The organism is Rhodococcus sp. LB1 (assembly GCF_001583455.1).
GTDB lineage: Bacteria > Actinomycetota > Actinomycetes > Mycobacteriales > Mycobacteriaceae > Rhodococcus_F > Rhodococcus_F opacus.
Genome location: NZ_LTCZ01000312.1, coordinates 11287 through 24660 on the forward strand (window position 1 = coordinate 11287; position 13374 = coordinate 24660).

The 13374-nt window shown below is 67.9% G+C and carries 9 protein-coding genes and 2 pseudogenes; 5 read left to right on the plus strand and 6 right to left on the minus strand.

Going from position 1 to position 13374, the window contains the following annotated elements; all coding sequences use genetic code 11:
- Positions 1 to 2636, minus strand: a 2636-nt coding sequence (locus AZG88_RS32115; protein WP_231914277.1) for a (Fe-S)-binding protein, incomplete at its 3' end; no start/stop codon positions are given.
- A gap of 619 nt (positions 2637 to 3255) precedes the next feature.
- On the opposite strand from AZG88_RS32115, the pseudogene AZG88_RS55370 reads away from it, so the two are divergent.
- The 4 genes and pseudogenes from AZG88_RS55370 (at position 3256) to AZG88_RS32130 (ending at position 6294) form a co-directional block, all read left to right on the plus strand.
- Positions 3256 to 3700: pseudogene (locus AZG88_RS55370) on the plus strand (hypothetical protein).
- 295 nt (positions 3701 to 3995) lie between these two features.
- Positions 3996 to 4682: a hypothetical protein gene (locus AZG88_RS32120; RefSeq protein WP_061700163.1), complete on the plus strand. Its 687-nt coding sequence runs from the start codon at positions 3996 to 3998 to the stop codon at positions 4680 to 4682.
- 173 nt (positions 4683 to 4855) lie between these two features.
- Positions 4856 to 5596, plus strand: a complete 741-nt coding sequence (locus tag AZG88_RS32125; RefSeq protein ID WP_061045340.1) for a hypothetical protein — start codon at positions 4856 to 4858, stop codon at positions 5594 to 5596.
- Positions 5593 to 6294, plus strand: coding sequence for a hypothetical protein (locus AZG88_RS32130; RefSeq protein WP_005238286.1), 702 nt, complete (start codon positions 5593 to 5595; stop codon positions 6292 to 6294). Before AZG88_RS32125 ends, AZG88_RS32130 begins: the two co-directional genes overlap by 4 nt.
- Here the strand turns inward: AZG88_RS32130 and AZG88_RS32135 are convergent, their stop codons facing one another.
- Positions 6295 to 6708, minus strand: a complete 414-nt coding sequence (locus tag AZG88_RS32135) for a TetR/AcrR family transcriptional regulator C-terminal domain-containing protein (protein ID WP_331712308.1) — start codon at positions 6706 to 6708, stop codon at positions 6295 to 6297. It lies immediately after the preceding gene.
- A 70-nt stretch (positions 6709 to 6778) separates the two neighbouring features.
- On the opposite strand from AZG88_RS32135, the pseudogene AZG88_RS32140 reads away from it, so the two are divergent.
- Positions 6779 to 7054, plus strand: a pseudogene (locus tag AZG88_RS32140) (NADPH-dependent FMN reductase); the annotation flags it as partial.
- Between the two features lie 67 nt (positions 7055 to 7121).
- On the opposite strand, the gene AZG88_RS32145 reads toward AZG88_RS32140, so the two are convergent.
- The 4 genes from AZG88_RS32145 to AZG88_RS32160 form a co-directional block, all read right to left on the minus strand.
- Complete coding sequence (locus AZG88_RS32145) at positions 7122 to 8432, minus strand: S1 family peptidase (protein WP_025432061.1); 1311 nt, start codon at positions 8430 to 8432, stop codon at positions 7122 to 7124.
- A 239-nt stretch (positions 8433 to 8671) separates the two neighbouring features.
- Positions 8672 to 9991 carry a S1 family peptidase gene (locus tag AZG88_RS32150; RefSeq protein WP_005238294.1) on the minus strand — a complete coding sequence of 440 codons (1320 nt, stop codon included), beginning with the start codon at positions 9989 to 9991 and terminating at the stop codon, positions 8672 to 8674.
- A gap of 112 nt (positions 9992 to 10103) precedes the next feature.
- Complete coding sequence (locus AZG88_RS32155) at positions 10104 to 11273, minus strand: hypothetical protein (protein WP_061700165.1); 1170 nt, start codon at positions 11271 to 11273, stop codon at positions 10104 to 10106.
- A 150-nt stretch (positions 11274 to 11423) separates the two neighbouring features.
- Positions 11424 to 13367, minus strand: coding sequence for a LuxR C-terminal-related transcriptional regulator (locus AZG88_RS32160; RefSeq protein ID WP_061045337.1), 1944 nt, complete (start codon positions 13365 to 13367; stop codon positions 11424 to 11426).
- Positions 13368 to 13374: the final 7 nt, after the last annotated feature.

Consider the following 13374-nt stretch of genomic DNA (forward strand, 5'->3'; position numbering starts at 1 on the left):
GCCTTCGCGCCGGGAGCCTTGGCGGCACCCTTCATCTGCAGACCCTTGCCGCCCGGTGCCTTCGCGCCGCCGGCGAGTCCGAGGCCCTTGGGCTTGGGTGCCTCCGCTGCAGGCGCCTCCGTACCGGCAGCCTCGGCCGGAGCGGGAGCAGCCTTCTTGGCGCCGGGTGCCTTCGCACCGCCTGCCATGCCGAGCCCCTTGCCGGGTGCCTTGGCGCCGGGAGCCTTCGCCCCGGGTGCCTTGGCCAGGCCCTTCATCGCCAGGCCCTTGCCTGCGGGAGCTTCCGTGGCGGCCGGCGTTGCGGCGGCCTCCTCGACCTCCTCGACGCGCTCCTTCTCCACCACCTCGGCCTTGGCCTCGGCTGCTGCGGGTGCGGCCGGCTCGGCCGGCTTCTCGCGGGGGATGACCTTGATGTTCTCGCTCAGCTTCTCGGGCTCGAGCCGCGCGATGGACGAGAGCATCAGCTGGGCGACGTCGACGACCTCGACACCCTCGCCCTGACCGGACTCCTGGCGAGCGGTGACACCGTCGGTGAGCATGACGCGGCAGAACGGGCAGCCGGTCGCGATCTTCTTCGGATCCGTGCTGAGCGCCTCGTCGACCCGGTCGATGTTGATGCGCTTGCCGATGTTCTCTTCCATCCACATGCGGGCACCACCGGCACCACAGCACATGGACCGTTCGCCGTGACGGGGCATTTCCTTCAGCTTGACGCCGGAGGCTTCCATCAACTCGCGGGGTGCGTCGTAGACCTTGTTGTGGCGGCCGAGGAAGCAGGGGTCGTGGTAGGTGACGTCCTCACCGACGGACGCGACCGGAATCAGCTTCTTCTGGCGGACCAGGCGGTTGAGCAGCTGAGTGTGGTGAACCACCTCGTACTCGCCGCCGACCTCCGGGTACTCGTTGCCGAGCGCGTTGAAGCAGTGCGCGCAGGTGACGACGATCTTGCGCTTGCGCTGCTCGACGCCGTCGAAGACCGAGTTCAGCAACTCGATGTTCTGCATGGCGAGCTGCTGGAACAGGAATTCGTTACCCGCGCGGCGAGCGGAGTCACCGGTGCACGTCTCGTCGGCGCCGAGCACCATGAACTTCACGCCGGCGGTGGCGAGCAGCTCGGCGACGGCCTTGGTGGTCTTCTTGGCACGGTCCTCGTAGGCGCCGGCGCAGCCGACCCAGAAGAGGTACTCGTAGTCCTCGAAGCTGTCTGCATCCTGGCCGAACACCGGGATCTCGAAGTCCATCTCATTGATCCAGTTGAGACGGTCCTTGGAGTTCTGACCCCAGGGGTTGCCCTTGTTCTCGAGGTTCTTGAACAGGCCGGCCAGCTCGGAGGGGAACTCCGACTCGATCAGCACCTGGTAGCGGCGCATGTCGATGATGTGGTCGACGTGCTCGATGTCGACGGGGCACTGCTCGACACACGCGCCACAGTTGGTGCAGCTCCACAGCGTCTCGGCGTCGATGACCGGAGCCAGCTCGCCTTCGACGGTGTCGCCGACCAGCTTGCGCTCGGCCTCCCGGCGTGCAGCCTCGGGGATCGCGGCCAGCTTGGCCTCGTCCACGGCGCCGTCACCGTTCACCAGGCCTACCTCGTCGCCGCCCATGTCCTTGCGGCCACCGGCCAGCAGGTACGGGGCCTTCGCATAACCGTGGTCGCGCAGCGACGTGATCAGCAGCTTCGGCGACAGTGGCTTGCCGGTGTTCCACGCGGGGCACTGCGACTGGCAGCGACCGCACTCGGTGCAGGTGGTGAAGTCCAGCCAGCCCTTCCAGGAGAAGTCCTCGATGTTGCCGGCGCCGAACGTGTCGGTATCCGGATCGGCGTCCTCCATGTTGATGGGCTTGCCACCCGACATCATGGGCTTGGCCGCACCGAGGGCGACGTCGCCGTCGTCCTCACGCTTGAAGTAGATGTTCGCGAACGCCGCGAAGCGGTGCCAGGCGACACCCCAGGTGATGTTGCGGCCGACGACGTAGAGCCAGATCATGCCCGACATCAGCTTGACGAAGGCGAAGAACGCGACCATGTTCGGGCTCGCGGGCAGCAGTTTCGCAAGGTTCATCGTGAAGAAGTCGGTCCACGGGTTGGCGTGGCCGTAGGTGGCGATCTTGCCGGCCTTCACGAAGATCATGCCCAGGCCCTCGATGAGGACGACGGCCTCGACGAAGTACGCGGCCTTGAAGTCGGAACCACTGAAACGGGACAGCCGGGCGGGCACACGGGGGTGGTTGAGCTGGCGGATCACGATCAGTGTGGTGATACCGATGACCGTGCCGAGACCCAGGATCTCGTCGATGAAGTGGTAGACGGCGGTGTTGCCGACCAGCGGCCAGTGGAACGCCGGGTCGAACGTCTGCCCGTACGCCTCGAACCACACGATGGCTCCGAGCATGAAGCCGACCATGACCAGCCAGTGAGCCCAGCCGACGGTGCGGAACTTGCTCATGCGGGTGTGCGCGATGAACTCGACGCACATCTGCTTGAAGCGCGGGAAGAAGGGGCGCCATCGGTCCGGGGCCGACTGGCCGATCCGGACGACGTTGACCATCTTCAATGCGCCAGTGATGAAGGAGAACCAACATACGAGGCTCAGCAGCACGCCGATGGTGCCCAACGTGATCGTCAGGGCATTCATGTCGCGGCCTTTCGTTTCAGGGCGGCAGGGCGGCCACCTCGGGACTGCTCGTGATCCTAACGCTTGCTAAGTTACCCGCTAGTAACTTGATTAGTCTACCTGCGGGTAACTTACCGGTGTTCGGCGGGATCTCTGCAGCTCGGGCGCCGATAGGGCATGTGGTGCATGCCACAATCGGACTTTCTGTTCGTCACGTTAAAGGGTCGGAATTGCGGCGCTCACCCAAGGTCGCCCTAACTTCGGCCGAAGGCCGCCGGAGGCCGTCCGAGCGGCTTCGTGAGAGGGCTTCAGGGGTCGTTTCCGTCACGAATTCGACGCGGTTGCATTGCGGCCGGATAACGATGGGCAAATATTCCGCGCACGCACGTCCGTCCTGTCGATAACCACGCCGAGTGACGTAATTCATCTCGTGTAATTCGCGCGAATTACACCCGTTCGATTTGCTACCGATCGGTAACTTGCGGGCGCGATGAATTTTTCGTCAATGAACATTTCGGCCGTGATTCCGCTGTTACTCTGAGCGTGTTTTCCGGCCCTGGCCAGCGGCCGCACGGGGGGCCGTGCAGTGCACTTCGATCACACCAGTACTTCGTCGGGACGCTCCTGGAATGAGGCATCAATGATCGTGAGAAAAGCTGCAGTGACGGCAGGCATGGCGGTGGCCGCCATTGGTCTTGCTGCCGGAGTGTCGCATGCGGGGCCAGTGGCAGCACCCGCTCCTGCGGCGCCTGTTCCGGCAACGGCGGCGCCCGCGGTTCCTTCGCTGCCGTTCCACGACGTCGCGTCCCGCGAGGAGAACGACAGGGCGTTCGGCCAGTTCGGTGCGCAGGTCGGCATCGCCGTCACGGTCGGAAGCCTGGTCGGAACGATTGCGGGGGCCGGAATCGGCTGTGTCGCAACACTTCCCGCTGGCTGCGTCGCCGGACTGGTGACTGGGGCCGGGATCGGCGGGGTCGTCGGAACCATCGTCGCCGGTGGTCCCACTCTCGGTGTCAGTGCGTACCAGTTGTGGGACGTACAACGCCGCTCCGGGGACGTCGATCTACGCGGACAGGGACGAGTAGAGAGCGCCTCGCCTCGGCGCCCGGCCCCGTCGTGTCCCGCACGGCGGGGCCGAGTCGTGCGTGGGGGCCGCCGGGAAGAAACCGACCGGTTCCCCGCTTTGTGTAGGAATAACTACATCCCTGGCTGGTGCCATTCTTGGAATTCGATCCCGCTGCCGTTCTGAGTGCAATTTTTCATAACCCTTCGCAGACTATTTCGCGAGCGCCTTTTCTCGAGGCGAGACTCAATTGGGATCTGTCACAGCCGCAAGTTACTGTTTAGCAACGGATGGGGTTGAAACCTTAAGGGGATGGAATGAAGTTGCGTCGTTTCGTTACGACTTCGGCACTTTTGGTGGGTGTGCTCGCGACCGGGTCCGGGGTGGCGGTCGCGGAACCCGTCGCTGAGCCCGGCACCGAAATCGGATACGAGTCCCACATCGAGGACCGCACGGTCGTGACCACGATCGACGCCGGCGCCTTCGCGCTCGCATCGGACGGGAAGTCCGTCGCGATCAAGGATGCGGGTGGGGCAACTGTCGTTTCCCTCCCGCTTGCGTACCGGTTCGACGGATTGCAGTTCCCGTTCGAGGAAGAGATCACCGAAGACGGAAAGACCCTGCGCCTGACGCCGAGCGTCGACAAGGCCGAGGCGACGCCGATCTCGCCCGAGGATCGGATCACGCCCATCGCGCTGCGCGACGTGGCGTCGATCGACGAGAACACCAGGGCCCAGTCGGCGTTCCAGCAGCAGCTCGGCATCGCGATGACGGTCGGCAGTCTCGGCGGCACCATCGTGGGCGGAATCCTGGGATTCGCCGTCGGCTGCGTGGTCGGGACGCCGGTCGCGGTCTTCGGATGCCTGCCGTTCGGCGTGACGGGCGCGGGAATCGGTGCCCTTCTCGGCACGATCGTGGTGGGCGGCCCCACGCTTGCCATCGCCGGTATCGACCTGATCAACACGCTGAACGCACCGCCCGGCACCACGAAGTGGGTGAAGTAGCCGCACCCGGCAGTACCTGAGACGCCGCCCGCCTCCCTTCGGAGGCGGGCGGTTCGTCGTTGTGCGGCCTCGCGGAAGTGAACCTCGTCACACCCGCGGAGGTGACCTGCCTGGTTAGCCCATGCTTAGGCTAACCTTCGTCCGTCACAGCGCTGCTCTCGAAACGGATCTCGATGAACCTCCGACGGTTTACTGCCACCTCCATGCTCGTCGTCGCGGCGATGGGCGTCGGAGCGGCCACGTCATACGCGGATCCGGCCGCCGCACCCCAGCCGGGTGCGGAACAGGGCATCCCGAACATCAACTACCAGACCGCTCGCGACGGTGACGCCGCTGTGGCCACCCTCGACGCCGGCGCCTTCTCGATCAACGCCGCGAACGACACCGTCGACGTGGTCGACGACGGCGGCCGCGTCGTCGCCTCCATTCCCACGTTCTTCCGGGTCGACGACCTGCAGCATCCCTTCGCCGTGGCGGTCGACGAGTCCGCTCGCGTCCTGCGACTCGTCCCGAACATGGATCCGTCGGCCGCGACCCCCGTCCCCGTGTCGGAACGCCTCACCCTCGACGGCGTCGCCGCACCGCAGGACAAACAGGAACGCGACGACCGCGCACTCGACGACTTCCAGCAGCAACTCGGGATCACGAGCGCGATCACCGCGATCGTCGCCGCCATCATCGGCGGGGCGATCGGCTGCGCGATCGGCGTCATCCCCGGAACGGCTGCGCTGGTGATTCCGTTCCTGGGCCTCGCGGGGCCGGTGGCTGGGTGCATCGGAGGTGCGCTGATCGTCGCGCCCGTCGTCGCGCTCGCCGGCACCATTGTCGTCGGCGGCGGCGCCTTGGTCGTTCTGGGCATTCAGTACTTCAACACCATCAACAGCCCGTTCGTCGCACCGGAACCCACGGCATGAGCGGCCGCTTCGCACGGAACCTGCGGGCCGTCACCGGAGCAGCGTTCCTCGTCGTCGCGGCCCTCGGGATCTCCGCCGGGACCGCACACACAGCTCCACTGACGCAGCAGGATTCGTCCGACATCGGCTACGAGGCGCACGCCGAGGGGGAGTCCGTCGTCACGTCGATCGACGCGGGCGCCTTCCGGATCACCGGCACCAGGGAAGCGATCGAGGTGGTGGACGACAGCGGCAAGGTGGTGGCCGCACTGCCGCTCACGATTCGGGTCGGCGACGCCGTCTATCCGATCGACGCCGACCTCGACGGGCGGACGGTGACGCTCACCCCGCAGGTTCCCGCCGACGTCGCGTCGTCCCTGAAATCGGTTGCGCAGGACGGATTCGACACTCAGGAAGAACGTGACGACTCGGCGCTCGCCGACTTCAACAGCTACCTCGGTTACGCGACGCTGATCGGCGGCCTGATCTTCGGTGTGATCTTCGGCGCCGTGGGTCTCGCGGTCGGGTGCGGCCTGTTCGCCGTGACCGTGATCGGCACGCCGGTCGGGTGCCTCGGCGGGCTGCTGGCGGGATTCGCCGCCGGCGGGCTGGCCGGAACCATCTTCGTGGGCGGCGCCGCACTGGTGATCCTCGGAATCCAGTACCTCGTCACCATCAACACGCCGTTCGTTCCGCCCGCGCCCGAGCCCACCGCCTGATCAGTTCCCGCGCCCACGGTAGCCGTCGAGGAAGGCCGCGACCCCGTCGGTGACGATGGCCGACACCTCGTCGGCGCCGAGGGGAATGGCGCCGTGGAACGTGCGTTCGGAGATCTCCGCCCCCACCAACAGTGCGAAATGGTGTGCGGCCCTGCGTGGATCGCCGACACGGAGAAGACCGGAGGCGTCCAGTCGCGCGAATGCGTCCGCCAGTGCGTGCTGGACGCGGCGCGGTCCGGCCTCCTGCCAGGCGTCGAGCGCGGCCTGCGGGAAGTGGGCCGCCTCCGCGTTGATCTGCCGCACCATGGCGAAGTGGTCCGCGAAGTCCCGGGTCGGGATCGTGACCCACTCACGGCCGAGTGCGACGAGATCCGACTCGAGGTCGTTCACCTCGCCGAGGTGCCGGTCGATCATGTCCGTCTGACTGTCGGCCACCCGCGTCGCGCTGTCCCCGATCACGGCGAAGAACAGCTGTTCCTTGCCGTCGAAGTGGTCCAAGCCCGTCGGCTTCGTGTCGCACGGCGGGATGGGCGGCGGACTCCGTGCGGTCGAACAGCTGCGGTTGGTGTTCGCGGAACTCCACGCGGTCACGGTCCGCGACAGTGTCAGCTTTCACGGTGCGTGGGCGGTGTTCGACGAGCACGGGGAGCCGCTCGACCCGGCAGTCAGGTCGAGTGCGGTCAAGAACATGCTCGACCAGATCGAATGGTGGGGCACCACCCTGCGGGATGCCCGGGCGGTCCGGCCCTACGCGGCCTGAGTGCGCGACCGACGACAGCGGCCCGCATCCCGAAAGGGAAGCGGGCCGCTGTCGCAGGTGGAGTGCGTTACGAGGTGCGCACGCGCAGACCCGGGTTCTCGGCCAGCACCTCGTTGATCGGGGTGGCGAACAACTCGGGGCTCTCGCCGAGAACGAATGTGACGACGTCCGCGACCTGGCAGATCGGGTACTGCCCGACGTTGGAGGCGCTCGAAATTCCGAGTGCCAGCGTGCCGGTCACGATCGTGCCGCCGCTGTCGCCCTGCAGGGCGCACATGCTCGTCGAGAAGCTGTCGGCCAGCGTGCGTTCACCGACCGAGACGGTCTGCGCGACAGACGTGACGACACCGCACGTGAAACCGGTGGTCAGACCCGACTTGCACACCGGGGCGCCGACAATCGGGTCGGCCGTACCGGTGATGGCGACCGGCGCTGCGCCGGGAACCCGGACGCCGTTGTTCTCGAACCGGTGCGCGGCGTTGTCGTCGGCCCGGATGATCGAGTAGTCGTGGATGTCCAGGCTGGTCTTGGCGAAGGTGCCGATCCGCGGACCGGTGCCACCCGGGACCAGGGAGAACGCCTCCGACGCCTCCGAGGTGCCGGCAGCGTCCCGGTTGGGGTCGCAGTGTCCTGCCGTGATGTTCACCGGACCGCCCGAGCTGTCGGTGCCGTTGAAACCGAGCGAGCAGCGCAGTCCGACTCCGCCGCCGAGCGAGCCGTACGCGTCGCCGCCCAGCAGGGCGTCGGCGGGGAGCGGTTCGGCGATGGGGGTGAGGTCGGTGGACGGCAGCGGAGCGGCCGTGGCAGGCGACTGCACGACGCGTGCGCCCTTCAGGAAGTCTGGAAGCTGCAACCCGCCCACGTTGTCCGCACGGAGCACGAGATCGTTGTTCACGATGTCGATTGCCACGCCGCGAACGAGATCCGCGACGGCAGGCGGCTGGGTGTCCAGCCACCCGTCGAGCGACTTCACCTGAGCCTGCAGGCTGCTCTCGCTCTGGGCCACATCCTTCACCTGGAAGCCGGCCTTCTCGGCCGCGGCGACGGCGGCGTCCTTGTCGGCACCGTCGGCCAGCCCGACGATCGGGGTGCCGGCATTGTCGAGCCACGTTCCGGCGAACGCATCCGGGAACTGGGTGCGGGCGATCTTCGCGAACTCGGCCAGCTTCTGGCCCAGCTCGGAGTGCTCCAGGTACTGGTCCGGGCTCAGCGACAGATCACGCTGGATAGCGTCGATCAGTTCCGCGGGAAGCTTGGCGGCCTGGTCGGACACTCCGGGCTCGACCGGATCGGCCTGAGCGGAGGCGGCGACCGGGCCGAGGAGCAGCAGCGCGGCGGAGCCGAACACGGCGGCACGACGTGCGATGGAGCTTCGCATGGGGGCCTTTCTGATGTTTGTTTGTTCGCAGTTGCCTCGCGGGCGCATACGAATACGACCCCCCGACAGGTAAGGCCGTACACAGTCGGAGTCGACTATATGGGTTCGCCCCGTCTATTCCCACCTGTAACACTCTCGGTGGACGACGCAGCAGGACAAAGCGGACACCACGCCGGAATACACCTGTGCCCGGTGTCCGAGAGCAACGGACACCGGGCACAGGGTGGAGCGGTGGAGAACTAGTCGGAGATGGTGCGCACGCGCATCCCGGATCCGATCGTGTCCACGATGTCCGCGACCGGGATACCCAGGCTGGCGGTGCCACCCTCCGGTGCCAGCACCAGATTCGCCTCCGTGCAGTTGGGGGCGCCACTGGCGTTGGAACCACTGGTAATACCCAGCGCGAGGGTTCCGGTGACGATGGCGCCGCCGCTGTCACCCGCGAGAGTGCAGGCCGTGCCGGCGAAACCGTTGACCACACGGCTCGAACCGTCGGCGACGAACAGCTGCGTCTCGACGTGATCGGCCGCCACCACGCCACACGTGAACGACGACGTCTGACCCGACTTGCAGATCGGGGCGCCGACGACGGGCCGGGCGGTGCCGGTGATCTCCAGCGTGGTGCCGTTCGCACCGCGAACCGCGGGACGGTCCAAACCGGCCTTGACGCCTGCCTCATTGAGCTTGATCACCGAGTAGTCCAGCTTGTCGGCCGGGTTGCCCACCGACGACTTCGAGAACGCGCCGATCTGCTGGCTGTCGTCGACGTTCTGGTGGTTGGGGAGGAACACCGGCGACGGCTGACCCTCGGCGGGGTTGCAGTGTCCGGCGCTGATGTTCACGGCCTGGCCGCTGTCGTCCACGGCGTTGAAACCCAGCGAGCAGACGGAGATCTCCGAGATCGGCGTCTTCGGCAGCTCACCCGCGGTGGTGATGTAGGTGTCACCGGCGAGGGGGCCCCGCTCCACCGGACCGCCGCCGCCGGGGCTCAGCATGACCTTGACGTTGGCGAGCAGCGTCGGCAGGTTCAGCGCCTGGCCGATGGGGCTGTTGACGACGTCGATGACGACGCGGTTCTCGAGGACGTCGATCGACGCGGAGTTGACCTGGGAAGCCACGTCCTTCGGCAGTCCCGCGATCCAGCCGTTCACGTCGGAGAGGGTCTTCTCCAGGCCGTTCGCGGACACGGGCGCAATACGGGTGTCGTACCCGGCCTTGGCTGCGGCATCGGCGGCCTCGTCCGTGGTGACCGCGACGACGGGCTGACCGTCGAGACCGATCCAGGCCCCGGCGAAGTCGTCGGGATGCTGCTCCCGGAAGTCCTCGGCGTAACTGCCCAGCTCCTGTGCCTTCGCGGCGCGGTCGAGGTACTCCTGCGGGCTGATCTTCAGGTCGCGGGTGATGGCCTCGACGAGTTCGGCCGGCAACTTGTCGGCGCTCAGCTGAGTGGTGTCGGGCTGCGTAACAGGGTCGGCCTGGGCGGCAGTGGAAAACGGAAAGAGAAGAAGCATTGCCGAGGCGCCTACAACAGCGGCGCGGTGCGCCAGCACGTTACGCATGAAATCCCTTCTGCACGGAATCCGTTCACTGAGGATTCCTTCTGGGGTGGGTATCAGCGCCCCACCTTAAGCTACGGACGGGTCGGCCCGTCGGGGAGGTGTGACCGAAGCCTCACTGACCTGGACTTTTCAGAGCGGGCTTCGCGGGCGTGGTCGTGGTGGTGATCGCGGCCGCGGGTTCCTTCATCGTCGTCGTCGTGGTGGTTGTTGTCGTTGTGGTGGTGGTCGTCTCCGGCGGCGTCGTCGTGGTCGTCGCGGCGGTCGTGGTCGTAGTGGTCTTCGGGACCGTGGTGATCGAGGGGAGGGTGATGACCGGCGTCGTCGAGGGCGGAGGCGGCGGCACGAACACGGATGTCGTCTCCACCGGTGCAGGCGGGGGAGCGATCGGGACCGGGGCTTCAACCTCCGTCGTCACGGCCACCTCCTGCGTGCTCGCCGTCGGGAAGACCGCGGGTGGAGCCTGCGTGGGTCGTGCGCTGGACGTCGTCACCGACGCGGTCTGGGCGTCCTGGATCGTCGGGACCGCGGTGCTGCCGTTGCCGGTGAGCGCGAACGCGAGCGCCCCACCAGCCACCACCAGTGCGGCCGCGGCGACACCGGCGATGATCAGCGGCCGACGGTTCGTGCGCTTGGCGGGTGGCGTCGGTGTACTCGTGGGAGCGGACGCCTCGGTCTCGGCGGGCGGATACGCGTCGGCGGCAGCGGCCGCGGCCGCGGGCACCGCCGTCACGGCGGAGTACGCGGTGTGCATCGGGGCCTCGACGATCGGAATCGACTCGGTGTCGGCGCTCGTGTCCTCGTCGGTCAGTGCCAGCCCGGCCGCCAGCAGTGCCGCGCCGTGGGCCGGGGATTCCGGTGAGGCGGCGAGCGCCACCGACTCCGGGATGAGTGTCGCCTCGCCCAGACCCATGTAGTCGAGGGATTCGCGCAGCTTCGTGACGATCTCCGGCGGCCAGTCCGACGGATGGGTCGCGGTGACCTTCACCGTCCCCGACAGTCCGTCTGCGGCCTCCCGGAACAGGCAGAACATCGCTGTCGCGACGAGGTCCTCGGCGCGGGTCAGCGAACCCGCGTACTCGATGCCCGCGGGCTCACCGACGCGGGTGAGGAAGTCGCGGACGGCGCCGGTCGATTCCGTGCCGGGGTCGCCGAGTTGAACCGTGCCGTCCGGGGCCGTGAACAGGACGGACGGGTGTTCGATCGTCCTCACATCGGTTCCGGAAGCGGTCACCACCGCTGTGGAAACCGAATCGCCGACGGTGAGTCCGACTCCGGTGGTCATGAAAGGTCCTTACTGGCACGGTTCGAGGGAGTGCGTCATCGCACCATGCACAGTGTGTCGCCTGCCGCAGTCGAATGGTTACACGGGGCTGTGCGCCTTCGGCGCCCGTGAGTACTTATCAACCACCCGCGGTTGATAAGTACTCACGGGTCAGGAGTCGGCGGAATACCCGTGGCCCATCGCACGCAGCATCGACAGCAGCTCCGACCGCGACCCGGCGCCCAGCCGCCGCCGGATCCGGGCCACATGGTGCTCGATCGTCTTGGCGGAGATGTAGAGGCGTGACCCGATCTCCCGGTACGTCAGCCCCTGGACGAGCAGTTCGGCCACCTCGGCCTCGCGGTCGGTGAGCGATCCCGGCGTGCTCGGGCTCGACACGACCGCGGAGTCGGTGCCGTTGCCCGCGGACGTCGGCTGTCGCAGGGCCCTCGCGACCTGCAGGAGCGTGGTCGCGACCTTCGTGTCGGACGCGCGCAGTGCTGCTTCACCCGCGAGGCGCGCGCCGTCCCACGGCAGGCCGATCCGGTCGAGGGTGCGGGCCGCGTCCTCGACGGATGCGGCGTCGATGTCGCCCTGCAGCACGCGTAGCCAGGCGCGACCGGCGGTAGCGAGCCCGGACGCGTACGTGCTGACCTTGGCGGCCTCGCCGAGCGCGCGGGCGTGGGGCATCAGGTCTGCGGGGCATTCGGCGAGGATCGAGGCCTGCACGCCGTACCAGTGCAGCGCCGATCCCCACATCGCCGGCTCGCCGAGCGTCCGCAGCAACGACTGCGCGTCCTCGACGAGGTGAGTGATCCGGGCGGGTTCGCCGACCCGGATCGACGTCAGCCACAGTTCGCCGAGCGGCAGCAGGCTCAGCAGGTCCACCGAGTACTCGGCGAGCACGCCCTGCGCGCCCGCCCAGGCCTGGAGCAGTGCCGCGTTGTCGCCGGTGCGCCGGGCCAGCCCGACCCGCAGGCCGTGGACGAACAGCAGATCGCGCTGCCGCATCGACGCGGCGTCGAGGCCGTCGAGCCGGGACTGCGCCGCGGCGAGGTCGCCGCGGACCATGGACGTCCAAGCGGTGAGCAGCTGATGCCGGTTCGCGGTGACACAGCCGGGCTGTTCGGCTTCCCGTGCCCGGGCGAGGACGGCGTCCGCGTGGGCGAGTTCGCCGCAGTGGAGTGCGGCGAGGGCTGTGATAGCGGCGGGGGAGTCGGGCAGCACCCGTGGCCGGGACGCGCGACCGGGCAGCGACAGCGCACGCGTCAGTGAGTTCAGTGCCGCGTTGGCGGACGCGGTCACCGACTGGACGAGTCCGGTCGCGACGAGTGCGGCGCCGGCGGTGGCGGCGGTGGGGGGTGAGCCCGCGCTCGTGGCGAGGACGGCTTCGGCGTCGTCGAGTCGCCCCGCGACCACCAGGACGGAGGCGGCGAGGGAGGCGTCGGCGCCGGCCCGGTCCGCGCCGAGCCAGGCGTACAGTTCGGCGCTGCGATCGATCATGCCGCAGAACGCGGCGCCGGCGGCCGAAATCCTGACCGCCGCAGCGAGTTCCGCATCGTCGACGGTGCCGGACCGTTCGAGGACCGAATCGGCCAGCCCGACCGCGGTATCGAGGTCGCCGTTCAGGGCGCAGGCCTCGGCGTATGCGACGACGGCGGTGTCGCCGAGCCTGCCGGCCCGGCCGGCTTCGGCGTACAACGCGACGGCGGTGGCCGGTTCGGCGAGTTCGGCCTGGGCGCAGAGGAATCGGCTCAGTTCGTCGCTCGGTGTGCCGGTCGCGGCGACCGCGCGGGCGACGGGCAGCGTGAGCGTTCCGCCGTCGACGTGATGGGTGAGCAGGCGGCGAGCGAGCGTGTTCAGCCGGTTCTCACCGAGCGTCGTCGTGAGATGTGTGCGGTCGGCGTGAACCAGCGTGTCGCGTTCGTCGACCCAGCCGTCCGCGCGGAGCGCGTCGACGGCGGCACGGGCACTAGCGGGTTCGATGTCGAGTACTCGGGCGACCACGGTTTCGTCGAGGTCGCTGCCGAGCAGAACCAGTGCGAGAGCGGACAGTTGCGGGCCGTCGAGCTCCGCGAGTTCCGTGGGAGGAAACGGTGAGGGCAGCGTGGACACCGGCGCC

Coding starts and splice junctions, on each gene's coding strand:
- AZG88_RS32120 (WP_061700163.1), top strand. CDS start 3,996: ATGAAGTTGCGTCGTTTCGTTACGACTTCGGCACTTTTGGTGGGTGTG.
- AZG88_RS32125 (WP_061045340.1), top strand. CDS start 4,856: ATGAACCTCCGACGGTTTACTGCCACCTCCATGCTCGTCGTCGCGGCG.
- AZG88_RS32130 (WP_005238286.1), top strand. CDS start 5,593: ATGAGCGGCCGCTTCGCACGGAACCTGCGGGCCGTCACCGGAGCAGCG.
- AZG88_RS32135 (WP_331712308.1), bottom strand. CDS start 6,708: ATGATCGACCGGCACCTCGGCGAGGTGAACGACCTCGAGTCGGATCTC.
- AZG88_RS32145 (WP_025432061.1), bottom strand. CDS start 8,432: ATGCGAAGCTCCATCGCACGTCGTGCCGCCGTGTTCGGCTCCGCCGCG.
- AZG88_RS32150 (WP_005238294.1), bottom strand. CDS start 9,991: ATGCGTAACGTGCTGGCGCACCGCGCCGCTGTTGTAGGCGCCTCGGCA.
- AZG88_RS32155 (WP_061700165.1), bottom strand. CDS start 11,273: ATGACCACCGGAGTCGGACTCACCGTCGGCGATTCGGTTTCCACAGCG.